Below are 18,486 nucleotides of genomic sequence, written 5' to 3'. Positions count from 1 at the left end.
CGGCCTCACCCTCCGCGGTCGCCCACCTCAACCGCCGGGCGCGTTGAGATCGTGGTCATTTGCTGCCCCTACGGGGGCAGCCCGACTTTCGGAGTGGAGATTACTTGCCGTGCGACGGCTTCCGGTGTCCTCCCAGCTCACGGTCCGCGCCGCAGTAGCCTCTGATCTCCCTACGCGTGCTTCTGCAGATCATTCGAGGCGGGAACGCGCGAGTCCGTCCGCGGTTCGGCGCCGTCGTCGCGGTCGGTGACGGCCGATCAGGTGCCGGCCGTGCGCTTCGAGATCTTGGTGAGTTAGCCCGCCATTGGCGGTTTCAATCGGTGGTTGCGACACTCTTTGATGATCTTGGTGGGTGGTGTGGTGGCGGCGCGGTTGAGTTTTTGCTGAGCGTGAGCAGATTGCGTTGGGTCGGGCTGGTGGTGAGTCGATCGGGTCGATCGCGCGGCGGTTGGGGCGGCATCGTTCGACGGTGTCGCGGGAGGTTCGTGCGGATGAGCAGTACGGTCAGCGGTATCGAGCCAGCGTGGCTGATTACCGGTGTTATCTGCGGTCGCGGCGGCCGAAGCGGGCCAGGCTGGTCGGGTCGGGTCGGTTGCGGGAGGTGGTGCTGGGGTGGTTGCGGCGGCGTTGGTCACCGCAGCAGATCGCGGCCCGGTTACGGGTGGAGTTCCCGGACGAGCCGGAGATGTGGGTGTCGCACGAGACGATCTACCAGGCGATCTATCTGCAGGCGCGGGGGAACCTACGCGGGGAGTTGGCTCGGCAGGTGGCGTTACGGTCCGGGCGGGCCCGGCGTCGGGCTCGGCCGGTCGATGGTGGGCCGGTCCGCTCGCAGCGGCCCTGGCTGGGGTTGAATATCTCCGCCCGTCCGGCCGAGGCCGGTGATCGGGCGGTGCCCGGGCATTGGGAAGGTGATCTGCTCGAAGGCGGCCGCGGTGCCGGCGGTTCAGCGATCGCGACGCTGGTGGAGCGGCATACCCGGTTCGTGATCCTGGTCGGGTTACCCGACGGCAAGGTCTCCGAGCATGTCATCGCCCAGTTGGCCACCGCGATGAGCTGGCTACCCGAGCGGCTGCGGGCCTCACTGACCTGGGACCAAGGCACGGAGATGGCCCGCCACCTGCAATTCACGACGGCTACCGGCTGCCCGGTCTACTTCTGCGACCCCCGATCACCGTGGCAACGCGGCAGCAACGAGAACACCAACGGCCTACTACGCCAATACTTCCCCAAAGGCCGTACCGACTTCACCACCATCAGCCAAACCGACCTGGACACCGTCGCCGACGAACTCAACAGCCGCCCCCGCCAAACCTTGGCCTGGGCCACCCCCAGTGAGAAGATGGCCCAGCTCCTAGGCGTTGCAACCACCGGTTGACCCCGCCATTTCGACGCTAACTTGCCAAGATCTGCCGGAGCGGGCTCCTGCGTTGAGCTGGGCGACCACGGAGGGTGAGGCGGCTGCTCTATGGGACCTTTGTTGACACCGATCAAGGAACCAGTGTGGTCCAGACCGTTGTTCACCCCCTGCGCTCGCCCAAATCGCCCCGGGCGGTCAACTCCGGCCGATCTGCCTGCTTTCTTGATCGGCAACGGGCATCGGCAACCACCCCGCTCGGTTGTGGACGGAGCGCCCACCTGGCCCCAAAGCTCTTTCTGCGATGGCCACTGACGTTCCGGCGAACCACAGTGGACACCGCCCTAGTCGATGACGGCGCCCGCGGTGAGGTTGATCTCGGTCGCCGTCATCGTCGCGGCCCAGTCGGAGGCGGCGAAGACGGCGACGTTGCCGACCTGCTCGTAGCTCGGGCGCCGCGGGAGCAGCAGCCGGTCCGCTTCTGGGTCGGGCTCGCCGGGCTCCGGCGAGCCCGGCGACAGCAGCCACGCCACCCGCACGCCGCGTGGTCCGAGCTCGGCGGCGAGCTGCCGGCACAGGCCCGCCAGCGCGGCCCAGGCGACGTGGGAGCCGCCGAGGTTGGGGATGGCCTCGCGCCCTCCGCCCATGACCAGGATGACTCCGGTACCGCGTTGGACCATGTGGCGTGCGGCCGCGGTGGCGACGGTCAAGCTCGACGTGATGGCCTTGGCGACCGGCTGCATGACGTCGTCGACCGGCATGTCGAGCAGCGGCGTGCCCTGGACGTCGTCGTTGAAGGTGGCGTTGAAGCAGATGTCGATACCGCCGCTGCTGGCCACGGCGGCGGCGTGCCGTTCGACCGCGTCCCGGTCGAGGACGTCGAGGACGTCGACGTGTGCGACGCCGCCCGCCCCGCGGATGCTGGCGGCGACCTCCTCGAGGCTCGCCCGGGTGCGACCGGTCAGGTGCACGTCCGCGCCCTGGATCGCGAACGCCCGCGCTACAGCGGAACCGACGGAGCCGCTACCGCCGTGGACGATCGCGGTACGGTTCTCCAGCAGCATCATCCATAGACCTTTCGTCGCTTCACGCCGTCGACGCTCGGTCGCGCGCCGCGGCGGGACGCCGGCTTGGCGAGATGCTCCAGGTGTACCACGAAGATCCGGCCTCAAGAGCCGGCGGCCGTGATCCGCTCCGCGAACTGTTCCACAGTGGTCGGTGCGGACCAGGGCGGTGGTAGGTCGGCCGGTTCGGTCTGGATCGCGTACATGCGGTCGTCTTTCGGTCCTTGCAGCCACATGCCGTCCGTGTACGCCATAAAGAGCGGCGCGGTGGCGGGTATGCCGGCGGGGCGGGTCACCCGGACGTCGGCGTCCGGCTCCCAGCCGCTGCGATCCGCCAGTACCATAACGGCTTTTGCCTGGGGGTTGAGGGCGGCGAGGCGGTCCGCCGTCACCGCCACATCCTTGCCGACCGCGACGTGGATCACGGCTTGCGCGGGTGCCTCGCCGGAGAGCACGCGCTCCACCCGCACCTCGAAGGTCGCCCAGACGTCACCGTCGGCGCCGTCCGGACGCTCGACAGTGATGCCCTCGGTCACGTCGACGAGGGTCCCCGTCACGATGAGGTCGGCGCGTCGCACCGCGTCGGCCGGCGAGGCCAGCGGCGTGAACTCCACGTGCCAGTGCCGGCCCGCCTCGTTGACCAGCGCGCGGACGGAGCCGGCCGGGTCCGCGTCCGGCGTGGTGGGCTCCCCGCAGCTGACCACGCCGGTGAGTGCCAGCAGCGCCGCAAGGGCCCCCGCGAGAGTGCGTGGCATGCGCGCCGTCTCCTAGTAGTGCGCGTTGATCGTGGCGATGTCGGACGTGGAGAACCGCCGCTCCGACAGGATGTCGCCAACCGGGCCCTGCTTCATCACGCAGGTATCGCCGTTGTGGTCGACCAGACCGACGCTGTGCCCGATCTCGTGCAGGATGGTCTTCTCGTAGTTCGCCGCCCGCGGACCCCCCTGCGCGACGATCTCCGCGTAGTCAATCTTGATGTCGGCGGTGTCGCAGACGACGTTGCCGCCAACCCGGACCGGCACCTGGCACTGCATCTGCCCGCGTACGCCGGGGGCCAGAGCGGTCGTCTCGATGAACCAGACGTCGACGGTGCTGGCCCCGCGGGCACCCGTGCCGCAGTCGCCGCGGAAGGTCACCGACATGTCCGTCGGCGACGCCAGCCCCGACACCATCATCGAGGTCGCGATCTCGTCGGCGGTGACGAAACCACTGGTGAAGCAGTAGTCGTGGGTCGCGTTGTCGGCCGGCGTCCGCTCCATCGCGGCGTGCGCCGGACCGGGCGCGAACAGCGCGCCGAGAATCACCGCCGCGGCGGGCACGCCCAGCCGCCGCGCCAGCGGGCCGATGGTTCGGCGGGATCCACGCGCGGGATGCCGCGTCATCTGGGTCTCCTTCGGTCGAGGTGGGCCCAGTTTCACGGCGAGCTTTCACAGGTATCGCATCGATCCGTTCACGCACCCCTTCCGCCAGGCGTTCCTTGCTCAACCACGGCAGATGATCGTCGCGTCGTCGGTGGCGACGTCGGCGCGGGCCTCGGCCTCCCTGACCCGCCGGATGATCTCTTCGGGTCCCTCGGCCGCCAGCAGCCGCAGCAGTCCCGCCCAACCGGTGAGCGCGAAGGTGTCCACGAGCCGGCTCGCACCGTTGCTGAGCAGCGCCGCCACCGTCACCTCGTCCGCCGGGCAACTGCCGACGATCGCCTCGTCGACCGCACGCGGGTCATCCTTGGCCACCCAATAGCCGCCGGGGTGGTTGCGGTGGGCCCGCAACTCCCGCAGCAGCCGCCGGTACTCGTCGCTGCCCTCGGCAACGCTCTTCAGCCGGGTCTCGAAGTCGCGGGCGATGACCAGCTCGCGCGCATCGTGGGCCACAAGCGGCTCGCCGCCTCCCGCCCGGCCGACGACCGCCACCGCGTCACCGAGCACCAGGTGCTCGACGAGCCCGCCGGAGAATCGCAGGATCGCCACGGCTGCGTACGGGCTGATCGGGTCGGCGACGTCGCACGTGTCGCGGTGCTCGTCGGTGACCCGCACGATGCTCTCGGCCAGCACCTCGCGCAGGCTCCGGTCCTGGGACAGCGCTCCGAGCACGGCGCCGCCGAGGCGGGTCGCGTACCAGCTCACGCCGTGCCGGCAGACCCTGTCGGCGCCGGCGATGCCGCCAGCGCCGTCGACCAGGACCATTCCGGCCGGTACGGCACCGGCGAAGTCCTCGTTGGGCCGCCCCGGGTGTCCCGCGTCGGTCGCCATCATCACGCGCACGAACGATCATCGCACGCGACCCGGATCATGTCCGGAACTGCTCGGACACCAACCTCGCCACGCTCGCGTCGACGCGTTTTGCCGTACCGGTCCACAAAGGTCTCCAGCAGCACGCTCAATGTGGACGGCTGACCGTGATGTTCGAGGTACCGCTGCTCTGGTAGCCCCATGTGGCCATGATCTGGTAGTCGTGGGTGCCGAGGTCCATCCCGAGGCGGGCCCACGCGTCGAAGTGATTTCCCACGGTGATGGCGCCGCCCACCCGCTTTGCCTGCCGGACGCTCCAGTACTGGCGATACGTGTTGATGCCGGGCACCCCGTGCGCTGCGTCATGTATATGTCGTAGACACCGCCGTCGGTCACGAGCGTGCCCCGGAAGCCCGGACCGCCCGGAGGACGCCAACTGCCCCAGCTCTCGACGATCTTGTACTCGACAAGCGGGTTCTTCGTCCAGCCGTGCAGGGCCAGGTACGCGTTGCCGCTCGGGTTGAAGCTGCCCCAGTAGGCCACGATGCCGCGCCCGCCGGGGTTCCAGCCCTTGCCGGCGAAGAACTCGTAGGTGCCGTTCCACGCGACGCGGTAGTTGCCACCGGGTCCCAGATCCATGGCGACGGTTCCGGGTGAATCGGTCCAGAGGGTGTAGTAGTGGTTGTCGTGCCAGCCGGTCTGGTTCGAGGTGATCGCCGCCTGCGCGCTGCCCGGCATGACCACCGCGGAGGCGGCGGCGACCAGCGCCACGACACAGGCACTGCCAAACAGCCGCCGCAGACGGCGTCCACGGCTCTTCGAACGGACGGGGGCGTCGGACATACGTGCCTCCTCGATCGACCTGACCCTACAGCGAAGTTTATCGATGTCTTGCCCGTCGTGACCATGACGGACGTGTGCCGTTTCGATGAAGCATCGATGCGAGGCTCTCCGCACCCGATTCGTAGGAGGCAGGAGTGTCGTCTTCAAAGGCGCGGCCGTCGTTGTGGGGCCGCCTCACCCGAGCGTTCGCGGGGATCGCGCTGGCGACCGTCGCGGTCGTGACGAGCGGCGCGGCGCCGGCCAGCGCCGAGGCGTGGCCGGTAGTCGAGGGCTTTGAGTCCCGGCCGTTCGACCGCTGGTCGCCCTACATCAACGGCCAGGGAAACATCGAAGCCTCGCAAGCGTCAATCCTCGCGCACAGCGGCGTCGGATCCATTTTCATGTACTCCGCGACGGGAAGCTGGGTCTCGATCGAGCGCCGGATAACCCTGGACCGGTCCTCCGGGGCGCGCACCTGCGGCGCCAACATCTGGGCCTCGCCGCAGGCAAACTACGACACCAGCCTCAACCTCGAGGTCATCGACGCCGCGACCTGGACATACGTGTCCGTCAAGAACGTGCCGATCACCGGTGGCCGCTACCAGCAGGTTCAGTTTGCGAACTTCGCCCACACCGACAAACCCATCGTCGTGCGGATCGTCCTGAGCAAACACAACGTCAATCTGGATGACTTCCAGCTGTGGTGCTCGCGCCCCCTCAGCTGACCGCGCGGCCCAGGCCATCGGAGCGGGCCCCGCCGGCGGCGGCAGGGGCCCCGCGCCGGTGGATGGCGTGTCATCCTCCTTCTGTGGAACCGGGGCGATTGTTCTCCGATCCGACGGCCGCGCCGATCCCGTCGCAACAGACGTCGCGACACCTCGGCCGGCCGGACCCGGTCGAGGCGCTGGCCCGCCTGCTCGCGGGCAACCACCAGTTCACCTTGGGCAACTCGCCTCCCGCCGGCGCCCCAACGGCGGCGCGGACCCGCAGCCCTTCGCGGTCGTCGTCGGCTGTATCGACGCGCGCGTCCCGGTGGAAGCCGTGTTCGGGCAGGGCGTTGGCGCGATCTGCGTGGTCCGTTCCGCCGGGCACGTGCTCGACCGCGCCGTGATGGGTTCGATCGAGTTCACGGTGACCGATCTGCAGGTCTCGCTCGTGGTCGTGCTCGGCCACGACGACTGTCGCGCGGTGGCGGCCGCGAGCGCGGCGGTCCGCACCGGACACCGGCCGGCGGGCGCCCGCCAGTTCCTGATCGACCAGATCGCTCCGGCGATGCCGGCAGCCGGATCGGCCGACCACAGCCTGGAGAAAGTCACCCGCAGTCACATCCACCGGACGTTGGCCACTCTCCGCCACGCCAACTACCTGAAGCAGGCAATTGCGGCCCGCCGGATCGACGTCGTCGGTGGGATTTACCGGCTGGAAAGCGGACGAGTCGAGATGTTGTAGAAGGTGCTCTAATGGACGGCGAACACTTTCAATTTCAGGGGAGGCCCACATGCGTGCCGTGAAACGACTCGTCATCGTCGCAACCGCAGCGACGGCTGTGCTGCTGGCCTGGCAAGGTGCTGCGGCAGCGGCATCGATGGTCGAGTACGCGCTGCTCTGATCCGCCCGCTTCAGGCCCGGACCCGCGCTCGTGCTGTTGATCGTCGCCGCCCGGGGCGGATCGTTCTGCGCCGGCGGGTGAGGAGCGGCGGCCAGCTGCGGGTCCCGGGCGCCCGGGCGGCGACGATCAACCGGTTCCGGGACCCGGGCACGAGGATCGGCGCGAGCGTTGACAGGCGTCGCGGGTCCTTCGTCAGCGGCCGGGACGACGGACCATCAGCCGTAGGGAAGCCGGTGGGCAGCTGCCGAGAACGCCGGACCGGTCCGGACGCTGGCCGCCCGTGAGCTACCCCGGCAGACGTCGGCGGACTCGTGGTCGGTCGTCTGGAACACGCCGATCAACTCGTCCAGCCGGCTCGCGTCCGAATCGGGCACGCGAGCCAGATTTACGTTTGCGGCGGTGGCTTTCTCCACAACGTCCCGCCGCACCGAACCACAGCCGCAGCCGCAGCCGGAGCCGCAGCCGGAGCCGGAGCCGGAGCCGCCGAGCGTGTTGCCGAACGCCGACCCGGGCGGCCACGCCGCCGGCCGCGGATCCGTGCCGGAGGTGTCGCCCGCCGCGGACCCGGTGCTCATGCCGCTGGCCGCCGCGATGGTGCGTCGGCGAAGCCAGCGCACGCGGTCGTAGTCCACGTGCACCACCCGGCGAAGTCCCCGTCAACGCGGGTCGGCGGCCGCGCACACGCTGTCGGGGTCAGTTGCCGCCGCCGCCGTCGCCGCCGCCCACACCGGTGGACTCGATGGTGACGCCACCGCCGGCCAGGAAGGCTCCGCCGGCATAGCCGTAGCGGCCGTCGGCGAAGGGCAGGTCACCGCGGATGCCGCCGCCTTGGACCCGCTTGCCTGGTCCGCGAACGTGCTGCAGGCAGATCGTGCCGGGGACGTGGAAGCATTCACCGCGGCCCCCGCAGTCGGCCAGGTAGCGATTGCCGTCCGGGATGCGCAGCTCTTCGTCGACTCGAAACAGCAACGGCAGGGCTGGGGCGCCGCCCTCGTCCTTGCGGGCGTGGCCGAGCGTGGCCACCAGCAGAGCGGCGCGTTCGCGGCTATCCGCATCGGCGGTCATCGTGAACCTGGGCCGGTGGATCAGCGGGCGCCCGAACGCGGCGTCGCAGAAGGCGGCGTACTCGCGTGCCCGCATGGCCACCGCCTGCCACAGGTCGTCGACGACCAGCGAGGGCATGATCAGGCTCTCCCTCGGGTTGCGGGCCAGGAGCCGGAACCATTGCCGGGTCGCCACTTCGACAAGATGAATGTTGTCGCCGCTGAGATGGTGGTACCGATTTGTCAGGTGCTGCCGCCCGCTGGCCGGGAACTGCAGGTCACCGACGGCGGCGACTCGTTTAGCGGAGCGGCGTTCTTTGAGCCTGAACCAGATCATGTGGCTGCTTCCATCCGCCCGAAAATGCGAGCGCTCGGGCCTCGACTCGCCGAATTGGCGTCGTGGCCCCCTGAGCGTACGTCCGGCTGGCAAACACCGTAATCGAGCATTTAGACAAATCTTCGAAAACGCACTCGTGGCGATCACGGAATTGGGCGGTGTTGTGAAACGGCGTCGTGGGACATTGGAGCCGATGCCTCGGTGCGCCGTTTGGCAGGGGTTGCCATTCCGTGCGCCGGACCGGACCGCGCCCATCGGCCGGACCAACGTAGCCGGCGCCGAAAAGACGTGCTCCCGCCGGAGGCAGTGCCCACCCGCCCGGCACATCGCCGACAACGGACCCGGTCTGACCGAGCGAGGTCGCCGGCCGCCCGGCGCCATCACCCGCCCAGCTGGCCAGTCGCGGCGATCCGAGCGAAGACCTGGGCGCTTGGTTTGGGTACGCGGGTGAAGTCGTCCGCGACGGCGATAAGGCCGAACTTCGGGCGGTACCCCTCGCTCCACTCGAAGTTGTCGAACGCCGACCAGTGCAGGTAGCCGCGCACGTCGACGCCCTCCGCGCGGGCCTGTGCGAGCGCGGCCAGGTGGGTGTGCAGGTAGTCGACGCGTTCGGTGTCGTCCTCGGTGGCGATGCCGTTTTCGGTGACGTTGAGCGGCAGCCCGGTCCTGGCCGCGCGGTGCAACACCTGCCGGAGCCCGTCCGGGTGCACCGCCCAGCCCATCTGGTGCGGGCGAAGCCGTCCGGCGGTTCGGCGAAGAAGGTCGGTGAGGCGGGGTCGACCCACTGTTTGCGGTAGTACTGCACGCCGAGCCAGTCGCCGCGGTCGGCGCCGGTGAGGCCGTCGAGGTAGAGGTCGACGATCTCCCGCTCCATCAGGCGGTGGAAGGCGTGACAGGCGTCGTCGTTGCGGATCGGCGCCAGCAGCGGAAGGTTCACCGCCAGCCCAGTCCGCGAGTGGGGTGAGGCGGCGCGGACGGCGCGGACCGCGGCGTGGTGCGCGGCCAGCAGGGAACGTCCGGCCCGCTTCCACAACACCGGGTTGGTGATGCCGGGCGGATGATAGCCCTCCAGGTAGCCGTGCAGGGCGACCATCTGCGGCTCGTTGACCGTGCACACGTACGGCATGAGGTCGCCGAGCTCACCGGCCACATAGGAGCAGTAGCGTGCGAACACGTCGACCGCGTCGGGCGCGAGCCAGCCGCCGGCGGCGGCGAACCAGCGCGGCAGCGTGAAATGGTGCAGCGTGACGAACGCGGTCATGCCGGTACCGGCGAGCGCGCTCAGCACCCGCCGGTAGTGGCCGATCGCGGCCACGTCGGCCCACCAGGTCGAGGGCGGCAGCGCTCACGAAGACGAGGTACATCGACCATTGACCTGGGTCGTCGCCGGACCACGGAGCCAGACCGACGATGACGATCAGCAGGGTGTGGCACGCGGCGCCGATCGCAGCGCCCACGGCCACGAACCTCCAGAACAGGCGTCGCCTCGTCACCGGCATGCGTCGAGGATAGGTAGATCCAACGCGCGGCGGGTATGGGATTATCCGAGGCCAGCGGCGGTGTCATGATCACCGCCGGGACAAGGGGAGGCACGGATGGCGCGGTACCTGATCTCGTTCGATGACGGCGCGATGGACCACATCCCCGACGAAGACTGGCCCGCGGTGGGAAAGGCCTCACACGCGGTGGTCCAGGACGCCGTGGACGCCGGCGTGTTCGTCTTCGGCGCCGGACTCGAACGCCAGCGGGCCAGCATCGTGGCCACGGACGGGACGGCGACCGACGGCCCGTACCCAGAGACCAAGGCGGTCATCGGCGGGTTCGTGATCATCGACGTGGCCTCGCGCGAGGAAGCACTGACGTGGGCCGCCAGGATCGCCGACTCTTGCCGCTGCGCGCAAGAGGTTCGCGAGCTCATGCCCGATCCCGAGACAGACGCGATGCTTCGCCGGGCCGGCAGGTGATGCCGTAGCCCGGGAAACGGCCAGGCCGGCGACGTCGTTGGCTCTGCGCGTTCAGGAAGTCGCGCCACGCGGCAACCGGACACCCGCCCAGGTGCGTGTGCTTGGCGACCCTTTCTCTGGGGAGGCGCTGGTGCGTGACGTCGAAGGGTTCGACGAGTTCTACCGCGGCAGCCGGCAACGGCTGCTCGGCTACGTCTACGTGGTGACCGGCGACCTCGCCGAAGCGCAGGACGCGGCGCAGGAAGCGTACGTGCGGGCCTGGCAGCGGTGGGCGACGGTTGGCCGGTACCAGGACCCGGAGGCATGGGTACGCCTCGTGGCTACCCGCATCGCGGTGAGCCGGTGGCGGAGCCTGCGCAGCCGTGTCCGCGCCCACGTACGGCACGGGCCCAGCGATCCCGTGCCCGAGCCCGGCCCCGACACCGTCGACATCGTCACCGCGATGCGGCGGCTGCCGCAGGAGCAGCGGACCGCACTGACCCTCTACTACCTGCTCGGCCTGTCCGTCGCCGACGTAGCCCGGGAGACCGGCGCCCCGGCGGGGACCGTCAAGGCGCGGCTCGCCCGCGGCCGAGCCGCGTTGACCGGGTTGCTCACCGTCGACATGGAGGAGGCGCGCGATGCGTGACCCCGGCGAACTGCCCCGCCTGCTCGCCCGCGACCTCGCGGACGTGCGCTGGCCGCAGCCGACGCAGATCCGGGCGCGCGGCCGGCGACGCACGCTGCGTACCGTCGCGGTGGCTCCGCTCGCCCTCGTGCTCCTGCTCGCCTCGGTGTGGCTGGTGGTCCGACCGTCGCATCAGGACGCGGCGCCACCACCGGTAGGGTCCACGCCTACCGTGAGCCTTCCAGCGGGCTGGTTCGGGCCGGATGCGCTGGTGCAGCCGGCAGACGTCGGCGAGGGTACCACCTTGACAACGAGCATGCCATCGCCCCCGGCGAGGACCCGAGCTGGTCGTTCTCGATGGAACAATGTCCGGCGTACTCGGCCCTGGGGATCGCGGAGCCGCACCCGTACACCTGGCGGCGCATCAACATCGTCACCGAGCAGGCGAGCGGTGGAGGCGACCGCGATGTGTTCGCCAACCTCACCCGCTATCCCGCGACCGTCGGGCAGCAGGTGATGACCGACGCGCGGCGGGCCGTGGCGGCCTGCCCGGAGTACAGCTACGCGGGCGGCGAGGGATCCACGGATGAGCGTCCCGCGCGGACGGTGCACCGGCGCACCCTCCTGCAGGAGGGCTTCGCCGGCGACGACTCGCTGATGACCCGTCACACCTACCACACCGTCGACGCCCGCACCGGCGAGCGGCTGACCAACGTCCAGGAGGGGACGGCGCTCACCGTGGCTTTGCGGGTCGGCGACCGGGTCGAGGTGCTCGAGACGTACCACGACGATCCGGCGTGGTTGCGCGAGATCGCGGTACGAGCCGCCCGGCGACTCTGACACCGCGGCCTGGTCTTTACGTGTCGCCCGGTTCTGCTTTGCGGACGTCCGCGAGCAGCTTGGCGATCACGGCTTCGGTCACCCACGCGTTGCCGTTGCGGTCGGTGGCACCCAGCCAGTCACCGACGTCCCACATCGCCCGGCAGGCGGCCAGTACCGGGAAGCTGGCCACCTCGTCCTGGCTCAGCGGACGGACCTGCTGGTAGCCGGCCAGGACGGCTGCCCACCGTTCGCGCTCCTCCTGCGGCGAGTCGGGCCCGCGATAGGCGGAGACCAGGTCGTACGCGCGCAGCCCGAACCCGCAGTGGTCGAAGTCGAACGTGACGAACCGCCCCTCGCCGTCGATGTTGATGTTGCCTCGGTGCAGGTCAGCGTGGATGATGCCGTACGCGCCGCCGATCGCCCGGAGCCGCTGGATCTCGCCGGCCAGCTGCTCGCCGAGCTTGCCGAGTTCGACGAGGTCCGCCGCGGCTTGGTCCGAGCGGGCATAGGGTGCCAGGCTGGCCAGCGGCCGTTCGACGAGGATGCGTTCGTCGAGGTGGTAGCGGTCGTGGCGCGTTTGGAAGGCGTCCATCTCCAGGTGCATCCGGGCGATTCCGGAGCCGAGCTCGCGCCACTGCCTCGCGGTCAGCGTGCCGTCGTACAAGGGCGCGCCAGGCGCGTAGGTGAACAGGGCGAAGCATCGTTCGCCCTCGGGCGCGGTCAGCCGGCCGAGCCGGTCGCCGCCGGTCCGCTGGTACGGGCGGATGACGCCCAACCCGGCCGCGGCCAGGTGCTCGAGCAGGTCGAGCTCGAAGCGCAGGTCGGACTCCGAACGGATCCAGTACTTCTCCCGGTTGTAGACCCGCAGCACGCGGCGACCGCCCTCGACGTCGGTGACGAGGTAGGTGTCGTTGAAGCCGCGGTTCAGCAGGCTCACCTTGACGGGCGCCGCGACGGCGTACTCCCGTTCCACGAGCTGGGCGAGGTCCTCGGCGTGCAGGAGCGAGTGGGTCACGCGCATACCGAGTGAGCCTAAAAGGGGGACCAGATGGCCCGCCAGGGAATACCGCGACCGCCACCAAGCGGGGCGACAAGCGCACCCGTCCTACGCTGGGCGTCACGCCGCCCGGCTGGCGCGCCGGGACCGCGTAAAGTTGATCGACGTCTCGGAGGTTCGCGCTGCACGCCAACGACGCATTCCTGGCCCGCTACCACAACCCTGTCCGAGCTCGGCTGCGAGGACTGGTCAACAACCCGGTGGTACCCGGCCCGCTGCTACGACGGCTCGTCGACGAGTACCCGAGCGAAGTGCTGACCCACCTGACCTACCGTCCGGAGTGGACGGACGAGCAGTTCGACGCGCTGGTCGACCACCCCGACACCAACGTGCGGGCGGCGCTGGCCGAGTCGACCGTCCTGACGACCGAGCAACGGTTGAGGTTCCTCGACGACCCCGAGTTCAGGGTCCTGTACATGCTGCTGGAGGGCGCGGTGGAGCCGTTGCCTGAATGGGCCTACCGCCGGTTGATCGAGCGCGACGCCCGCCTGCGCGACGCGATCGCCCACAGCTACCGGCTGCCGCCGGAGCTGCGCGAGCGCCTGTCACTGGCGCCGCGAGAGGCCGACGAGCCGGCGGCGGATGTCGAGCAGTCGCCGCTGGACCGCGCGCAGGCCGAGGCGCTGGCCGGCAGTGACAACGAGTGGGACCGGTTCCACGCCGCCGCGGATCCCCGGCTGCCGGCCGACCTCGTCGCCGCGCTGGCCACCGACCCGTCGCCCAGGGTGCGGCTCCAAGTCTCGATGAGGCCGGAGCTCACCGAGGAGCAGCGAGCGGCGATCGACTACCGGGTGGAGCCGCAGGACCGGATACACCCGGCGCGCTGGGCGGCCGAAACGCGCGATCCCGAGCAGCAGCGCCGCTGCGTGTACTCGGCGCACATCGGCCTACGCCGCAGCGTCGCGTACAACCCGGCGCTGCCCGCGGACCTGATCGCGGTACTGGCCGAGGACGGCGACTACGCGGTACGGCTGCTGCTCTGCGAGAACCACGAGACGGTGTCGTCCCAGACCGTCCTGCGCGCCTACCTGGAGGGCCAGCACCTGACCCGGAGCCAGCTGTTGCACCACCCCGCTTTCGAACGCATCGGCCTGGCCCGCCTCGCCGACGACCCCGATCCCCAGGCACGCTGCCTGGTCGTCATGGACCCCGAGGCTCCACCGCACCTCGTCGAACGGCTCAGCCACGACCCCCACCCGTTCGTGCGCAGAGCCGTCGCGGGCGACCCCCGCCTGTCGCCCGACCGCGTACTCGCACTCCTCGAGGAGCCGGTGGCCGCCGAACGAGCCGCCGCGAGCCCGCACCTGCCGGTGTCCATTATGGAGCGCGTCGCCGTCGACGCCGCGACCCTGAAAGACGAACAGGTCGACGGCACACCGCGGGTGTACCTCGGCAACTGGAAGCCCGACCAGCTTCCCGACGACGACTAGAGCCGCCGCATGACGGCGAGGTACTGGTGCTGTTCGTGCAGCAGTTCGCTGGAGCCGGGCTGCGCGGTGGCCGGATCGAAGGTGCGCCCTGCGACGGTGATCGCGGTAAGGGCCAGACCAGTGCCGTCAAGCAGCAACGCGAGATCGGCGGGCGTGTAGCAACGCAGGGTCTGACTGATCTTGCGCGCGGGGTCGGCCGCGTCCCACCACGTGTCGGTAGCCACGCAGGCGACGGGGTCGAATGTTGTCCGCTCGTGCAACTCGTGCTCGTACCCTAAGTCTGGGTTGGGAAGTTTGTGTTCCTCGTCGCCGTCCCACCTGGCCCACACAAAGGGGTTGTAGACATCGATGAGCGCGACCCCGCCAGGCTTCAACCACTCACGACTGATCCGCACGAGGAGTCTGCGCTGGTCGGCGTCCGTGCCGACTCCGAAACCATCCCAGTAGCAGACGACGTCGAACGGCTGCGGCAGCCGTACCGCGTAGAAGTCTTCCTGCACTATGGACAGTCGACCGTGGGTGGCTTGCCGGGCGAAGTCGACAGCATGACGGGCACGGTCACTGACCTCCACCGCGGTCACCACATGCCCCGCGGCGGCCAGCGCCGCGGCAGTGGTGCCGTAACCGCAGCCGAGTTCCAGTACCCGCATGGACCCTGCCCCGGCGTGCTGCCGCAACAGTGAGACGCGGTCATGGTCCCGATCCGTGATCTTGGCTTCAGCGGCACCCCACCACTCACCCGTCGCCGAGTAGAAGGTCTTGACCCAATCCATCAGGGCGCCGCGCTATCGGGCGGTGGCCTGGCTGCCGGCTGGGTGGCCCGGCCAGGCTGGCACCTGCGCCGGTGGATCGGCGACCCCGGCGCGCAGCCGCTTGGCCCGTTGTTGGAGATCGGCCAGCACGACCTCCCAGCCCGGGGGTGGCGCACGGTCGGCGCGGTCGGCACCGGGGCGCGTCTCGTACGTGATCGAGATGTCGTCGCGGAAGCTGTCCCAGGCGCTGGCCAGCGCGGCCGTCTCGGCGCGCTTCTTGTCGCTGCCGAGAAACGTCGCCAAGGCCCCGGCGACTGCCGACGCCAGAGCGACGACGGCCGCCTGTTTGGCGTCGAGCAGTTCGCTCAACCCGCCGAAGCCGGCCGTGGCGGCCAGCACCACGCTCGTCGTTCCGATGGCGTAGTGGTAGCCGGTCCAGAGACGGTGCAGCCGCCGGTGCCTTCGCCACGCGCGGTCGGCCTCCCAGAACAGGCCGCCGCTGAGCCGGCCGAAGGCGTTCTCCTCCCAGCTCGGTACGTACGTCGTACGGTGCCGGTCCAGCAATGACCGCAGCGTCGACTTCGCAACCTCCGGGATCCGGACGATGTGCCCGGGCATCGGACCGGTTTCCACTCCCGGATTATCGCCGCACGGCCGGCCTGCGAGGAAGAGCGGGGTTCGGCGAGCATCTGGGCGGGTCGCTTGGTGCGGCAACGGCCGGCCCGCGGCCAGCACGCCGTGCACGATCGTCCTGACCCAGGAGACGTCGATCTGCGTCGTTGCCGCCACCTCGCCGTGGACGCTCGCCGACCGTCGGGAGTGGGCGCGGGGCTGACCGGTTGTCGATCAGGGCGTGCGGGTGCCGCTGGCGCCCGCACGCCCCACAGACAAGGCCAACCGGCGCCTCGTTACTCATATCCCATCGCCGGGATGACCTCGCCGAGTGCTTCCTCGATGAGGTCGCGGGTCTCGTCGTCGAACTGGTTGTTGCGGCCCGCCAGCCTGTGCCACTGAAACGTTGAGGAAGTGGCGAAGTCGTCGACACCGAGCCGTTCGAACAGGGCGCGGCGCTGCCCGGGCCAGTCGGCGGCGAGGTCTTCCGCCTTCACCTCGATGTACCGCCTGCCCGTCAGGTCGGCCGCGGCCTTCCAGGCGAGCCACCGGTGGTAGACCGGCTTGAGGTAGGCCAGCGCGCCATCCACGGTGGACGGTGCCCACGGCTGGGCCAGGTGAGATGCCAGCACGGAGACCGGGTGGCGCTTGATGTGAACGATGGTGGCCTCGGGCACGAGTTCCCAGAGGAAGTCCATGCACAGCAGGTTGAACGGTGTCTTCTCGCACCAGGTCGGCTTGCCCGCGTCGGCGGCCGCCCCGCCGAACATCGTGTCGACAAGGTCGCGCAGGATCCCGAGCAGTTCACGCCGATCGCTGAAGTACCGGGGCACCACCCGCGTGCGGCTCGGCGGCTCGAACGGCCCGCGGGGCGGTCGGCGTCTCCGAAGCCTTCCGCCGGCGCGGGTTCGTCGAATGTGTACGCGACCAGCCGCGGCCACAGCCGTTGCACCGCATCGCGGTAGCGCCCCTCGCCGACCAGCTCGGGAACGGTCTTGCCACGATCGTCGCGCCGGCCGGGCACCCGTACGGTGAGGAAGTCGCTGAGCCGGTGCAGGGCATCCTCACCGACGGTGGGGTCGTACCGATCGGTGAGCGCGTCGGCCACGTCCCGCAGGCCGCCCGGGTCGATCAGAAACTTCGTCTCCATGGGAATCCGATGGATCAGCGGATGTTCACCGATGATGTCCGCGATCCGCGACGTCCCCGAACGACCCGTACCCGCGACAAAGATCGGCGAGGGCGAAGGCATAGCGAGCAGTCAAACTTTCAAACCGGCACCCGCGCAAGCCATTTGTTCCCTCATCCAGACACGACCTGACTATCGCCGGGCCGCCTCGAACGGGGCGCGGTCGAACAGAAACCGACTGTAAGTGATCTTGTTGGCTTTGACGGTGACGCACTCGGCGCCTGGCGCGCTCGGCACCGGCACGGTCGTCGTGTCGTACATGACCAGCGCGGTCTGCTCGTCACCGAAGGCGGCGATCATGCTGACGTCGAGGAGGATCTGCACGAACGGGGCCATGAACGCCCGGTACGCCTCGGCGCCCTCGATGCGGCCGGCCGGCGCGTCACAGACGATGTCGTCGGCGATGTACGACATGGCGAGGTCCAGATCCTTGCTGGTCCACGCCTTGTGGTAGGCGAGCGCGATCTGCAGGGCGGTGCTGTTCTCGGTCACGATGTCTCCTTCTCATACGGCCTTCAGTTGTTAAGACACCACCGAAGGCCGCACCGGAACGCTCCGGCGGAAGAAGCGTGGCAAGATCTTTTCGTGGGCCAGACCGTGCTGGAACGCGCACAGGCCGGTGACCAGGACGCGTTCCGTGACCTCACCGAGCCGTACCGGCGCGAGCTGCAGCTGCACTGCTACCGCATTCTCGGCTCGCTGACCGACGCCGAAGACCTGCTGCAGGAGACGCTGATCGCGGCGTGGCGCGGGCTGGACCGGTTCGAGGGACGGGCCTCACTGCGTGGCTGGTTGTACCGGATCGCGACCAATCGCTGCCTCAACACGCTGCGCGACGCTGGCCGTCGGGTTCCGGTCGAGCCGGTGCCGCCGTTCACGCCGCCGGAGCCGAGCCGGCGCGGCGAGGTCACGTGGCTCCAGCCCTACCCGGACGCGCTGCTGGAGCAGCTGCCGGAGCCGGCACCGGGCCCCGACACGCGGTACGAGACCCGCGAGGCCGTGGAGCTCGCGTTCGTCGTCGCCCTTCAGCGGATGCCACCGCGCCAGGCCGCGACCCTCATCCTGCGCGATGTGCTGGGCTACCCGAGCGCCGAGGTCGCCACGATGCTCGGCACCACACAGACCGCCGTCAAGGGCGCGCTGCAACGGGCCCGGGCCGCGCTCGACGCGCACCGGACCGCCGGCCGGCCACCGGTGGCCAGGACCGGGGCGGGCGATGAGGCACAACTGGTTCGCCGCTTCGCCGAGGCGTTCACGGCCGGTGACATCGACCGGGTCGTCGCCTTACTGACCGATGACGCGTGGTTGAGCATGCCGCCGGCGCCGCACGAGTACCACGGCATCTCCGCGATCACCGACTTCCTCCGGGTCAGCATGGCGTATCCCGGTAACCGTCGGACGGTCCTGGTGCCGACCCGCGCCAACAACCAGCCGGCGTTCGGCGTCTACCACGCCGAGTCTGAGCGGGCGCTGGCCGGCCCTGGGGGCTTGATCGTGCTCACCGTGGCCGGCGACCGGATCCGGGCGGTCACCCGCTTTCACACCAACCACCTGATGCCACGCTTCGGACTGCCGCTAGCGCTGGAGTAGCTG

20 protein-coding genes and 2 pseudogenes are annotated in these 18,486 nt (G+C 69.7%); 8 read left to right on the top strand and 14 right to left on the bottom strand.

What is annotated here, in order from left to right; all coding sequences use genetic code 11:
- The first annotated feature begins 397 nt into the window (after positions 1-397).
- On the top strand, positions 398-1,378 hold the full coding sequence (locus Phou_RS24520) for an IS30 family transposase (protein ID WP_443094375.1): 981 nt from the start codon (positions 398-400) through the stop codon (positions 1,376-1,378).
- A 323-nt stretch (positions 1,379-1,701) separates the two neighbouring features.
- Here the strand turns inward: Phou_RS24520 and Phou_RS24515 are convergent, their stop codons facing one another.
- From Phou_RS24515 to Phou_RS24495, 5 genes and pseudogenes are all read right to left on the bottom strand, one after another.
- Complete coding sequence (locus Phou_RS24515; RefSeq protein ID WP_218579176.1) at positions 1,702-2,424, bottom strand: SDR family NAD(P)-dependent oxidoreductase; 723 nt, start codon at positions 2,422-2,424, stop codon at positions 1,702-1,704.
- A 101-nt stretch (positions 2,425-2,525) separates the two neighbouring features.
- Entirely contained in the window at positions 2,526-3,176 is a 651-nt protein-coding gene (locus Phou_RS24510) for a hypothetical protein (protein WP_173059326.1), read from the bottom strand.
- A 12-nt stretch (positions 3,177-3,188) separates the two neighbouring features.
- The gene (locus tag Phou_RS24505) at positions 3,189-3,803 is read right to left on the bottom strand and encodes a zinc metalloprotease (protein ID WP_173059323.1); all 615 of its coding nucleotides are present in this window, start codon (positions 3,801-3,803) and stop codon (positions 3,189-3,191) included.
- A gap of 99 nt (positions 3,804-3,902) precedes the next feature.
- The gene (locus Phou_RS24500) at positions 3,903-4,673 is read right to left on the bottom strand and encodes a hypothetical protein (protein ID WP_246274066.1); all 771 of its coding nucleotides are present in this window, start codon (positions 4,671-4,673) and stop codon (positions 3,903-3,905) included.
- Positions 4,674-4,797: 124 nt separating this feature from the next.
- Positions 4,798-5,288: pseudogene (locus tag Phou_RS24495) on the bottom strand (glycoside hydrolase family 11 protein).
- A gap of 338 nt (positions 5,289-5,626) precedes the next feature.
- Here Phou_RS24495 and Phou_RS24490 point away from each other — a divergent pair.
- Together Phou_RS24490 and Phou_RS52970 are read left to right on the top strand one after the other, a co-directional pair.
- On the top strand, positions 5,627-6,196 hold the full coding sequence (locus tag Phou_RS24490; protein WP_173059320.1) for an uS7 family ribosomal protein: 570 nt from the start codon (positions 5,627-5,629) through the stop codon (positions 6,194-6,196).
- 307 nt (positions 6,197-6,503) lie between these two features.
- On the top strand, positions 6,504-6,920 hold the full coding sequence (locus Phou_RS52970) for a carbonic anhydrase (RefSeq protein ID WP_246273850.1): 417 nt from the start codon (positions 6,504-6,506) through the stop codon (positions 6,918-6,920).
- Positions 6,921-7,295: 375 nt separating this feature from the next.
- Here the strand turns inward: Phou_RS52970 and Phou_RS24480 are convergent, their stop codons facing one another.
- The 4 genes and pseudogenes from Phou_RS24480 to Phou_RS52960 form a co-directional block, all read right to left on the bottom strand.
- Positions 7,296-7,712: a hypothetical protein gene (locus Phou_RS24480; RefSeq protein ID WP_173059314.1), complete on the bottom strand. Its 417-nt coding sequence runs from the start codon at positions 7,710-7,712 to the stop codon at positions 7,296-7,298.
- A 61-nt stretch (positions 7,713-7,773) separates the two neighbouring features.
- A complete protein-coding gene (locus tag Phou_RS24475; protein ID WP_173059311.1) occupies positions 7,774-8,460 on the bottom strand; it encodes a UCP032817 domain-containing protein in 687 nt (228 codons plus the stop codon).
- A 380-nt stretch (positions 8,461-8,840) separates the two neighbouring features.
- Positions 8,841-9,245: a family 1 glycosylhydrolase gene (locus tag Phou_RS52965; protein WP_246273849.1), complete on the bottom strand. Its 405-nt coding sequence runs from the start codon at positions 9,243-9,245 to the stop codon at positions 8,841-8,843.
- Between the two features lie 146 nt (positions 9,246-9,391).
- Positions 9,392-9,721, bottom strand: a pseudogene (locus tag Phou_RS52960) (family 1 glycosylhydrolase); the annotation flags it as partial.
- 334 nt (positions 9,722-10,055) lie between these two features.
- On the opposite strand from Phou_RS52960, the gene Phou_RS24465 reads away from it, so the two are divergent.
- The 3 genes from Phou_RS24465 (at position 10,056) to Phou_RS24455 (ending at position 11,871) form a co-directional block, all read left to right on the top strand.
- Positions 10,056-10,424, top strand: coding sequence for a YciI family protein (locus Phou_RS24465; protein ID WP_173059308.1), 369 nt, complete (start codon positions 10,056-10,058; stop codon positions 10,422-10,424).
- A gap of 130 nt (positions 10,425-10,554) precedes the next feature.
- Positions 10,555-11,052, top strand: a complete 498-nt coding sequence (locus tag Phou_RS24460; RefSeq protein WP_173059305.1) for a sigma-70 family RNA polymerase sigma factor — start codon at positions 10,555-10,557, stop codon at positions 11,050-11,052.
- Between the two features lie 336 nt (positions 11,053-11,388).
- Positions 11,389-11,871: a hypothetical protein gene (locus Phou_RS24455; protein WP_173059302.1), complete on the top strand. Its 483-nt coding sequence runs from the start codon at positions 11,389-11,391 to the stop codon at positions 11,869-11,871.
- Between the two features lie 16 nt (positions 11,872-11,887).
- On the opposite strand, the gene Phou_RS24450 is transcribed toward Phou_RS24455, so the two are convergent.
- On the bottom strand, positions 11,888-12,874 hold the full coding sequence (locus tag Phou_RS24450; protein ID WP_173059299.1) for a phosphotransferase enzyme family protein: 987 nt from the start codon (positions 12,872-12,874) through the stop codon (positions 11,888-11,890).
- A gap of 236 nt (positions 12,875-13,110) precedes the next feature.
- On the opposite strand from Phou_RS24450, the gene Phou_RS24445 reads away from it, so the two are divergent.
- Complete coding sequence (locus tag Phou_RS24445) at positions 13,111-14,340, top strand: hypothetical protein (protein ID WP_173059296.1); 1,230 nt, start codon at positions 13,111-13,113, stop codon at positions 14,338-14,340.
- On the opposite strand, the gene Phou_RS24440 is transcribed toward Phou_RS24445, so the two are convergent.
- The 4 genes from Phou_RS24440 to Phou_RS24425 form a co-directional block, all read right to left on the bottom strand.
- The gene (locus Phou_RS24440; RefSeq protein WP_173059293.1) at positions 14,337-15,113 is read right to left on the bottom strand and encodes a class I SAM-dependent methyltransferase; all 777 of its coding nucleotides are present in this window, start codon (positions 15,111-15,113) and stop codon (positions 14,337-14,339) included. The genes Phou_RS24445 and Phou_RS24440 overlap by 4 nt on opposite strands.
- Positions 15,114-15,125: 12 nt before the next feature.
- On the bottom strand, positions 15,126-15,881 hold the full coding sequence (locus Phou_RS24435; protein ID WP_218579175.1) for a hypothetical protein: 756 nt from the start codon (positions 15,879-15,881) through the stop codon (positions 15,126-15,128).
- A gap of 119 nt (positions 15,882-16,000) precedes the next feature.
- A complete protein-coding gene (locus Phou_RS52955) occupies positions 16,001-16,540 on the bottom strand; it encodes a sulfotransferase family protein (RefSeq protein ID WP_246273848.1) in 540 nt (179 codons plus the stop codon).
- Between the two features lie 485 nt (positions 16,541-17,025).
- Complete coding sequence (locus Phou_RS24425; RefSeq protein WP_246273847.1) at positions 17,026-17,385, bottom strand: nuclear transport factor 2 family protein; 360 nt, start codon at positions 17,383-17,385, stop codon at positions 17,026-17,028.
- 93 nt (positions 17,386-17,478) lie between these two features.
- Between Phou_RS24425 and Phou_RS24420 the strand changes: the two genes are divergently transcribed.
- Positions 17,479-18,483 carry an RNA polymerase subunit sigma-70 gene (locus tag Phou_RS24420; protein WP_173059287.1) on the top strand — a complete coding sequence of 335 codons (1,005 nt, stop codon included), beginning with the start codon at positions 17,479-17,481 and terminating at the stop codon, positions 18,481-18,483.
- Positions 18,484-18,486: the final 3 nt, after the last annotated feature.

Origin of the sequence: Phytohabitans houttuyneae (genome assembly GCF_011764425.1) — a bacterium.
In the GTDB taxonomy this organism is placed as follows: Bacteria; Actinomycetota; Actinomycetes; order Mycobacteriales; family Micromonosporaceae; genus Phytohabitans; species Phytohabitans houttuyneae.
Note: the sequence above shows the minus strand (reverse complement) of the source record. Positions and strands in the feature narration are given on the sequence as shown.

Excerpts from the sequence above, each read along its gene's own strand:
- Phou_RS24515 (WP_218579176.1), bottom strand. The coding sequence starts at position 2,424 with ATGATGCTGCTGGAGAACCGTACCGCGATCGTCCACGGCGGTAGCGGC.
- Phou_RS24510 (WP_173059326.1), bottom strand. The coding sequence starts at position 3,176 with ATGCCACGCACTCTCGCGGGGGCCCTTGCGGCGCTGCTGGCACTCACC.
- Phou_RS24505 (WP_173059323.1), bottom strand. The coding sequence starts at position 3,803 with ATGACGCGGCATCCCGCGCGTGGATCCCGCCGAACCATCGGCCCGCTG.
- Phou_RS24500 (WP_246274066.1), bottom strand. The coding sequence starts at position 4,673 with ATGATGGCGACCGACGCGGGACACCCGGGGCGGCCCAACGAGGACTTC.
- Phou_RS24475 (WP_173059311.1), bottom strand. The coding sequence starts at position 8,460 with ATGATCTGGTTCAGGCTCAAAGAACGCCGCTCCGCTAAACGAGTCGCC.
- Phou_RS24465 (WP_173059308.1), top strand. The coding sequence starts at position 10,056 with ATGGCGCGGTACCTGATCTCGTTCGATGACGGCGCGATGGACCACATC.
- Phou_RS24455 (WP_173059302.1), top strand. The coding sequence starts at position 11,389 with ATGGAACAATGTCCGGCGTACTCGGCCCTGGGGATCGCGGAGCCGCAC.
- Phou_RS24450 (WP_173059299.1), bottom strand. The coding sequence starts at position 12,874 with ATGCGCGTGACCCACTCGCTCCTGCACGCCGAGGACCTCGCCCAGCTC.
- Phou_RS24440 (WP_173059293.1), bottom strand. The coding sequence starts at position 15,113 with ATGGATTGGGTCAAGACCTTCTACTCGGCGACGGGTGAGTGGTGGGGT.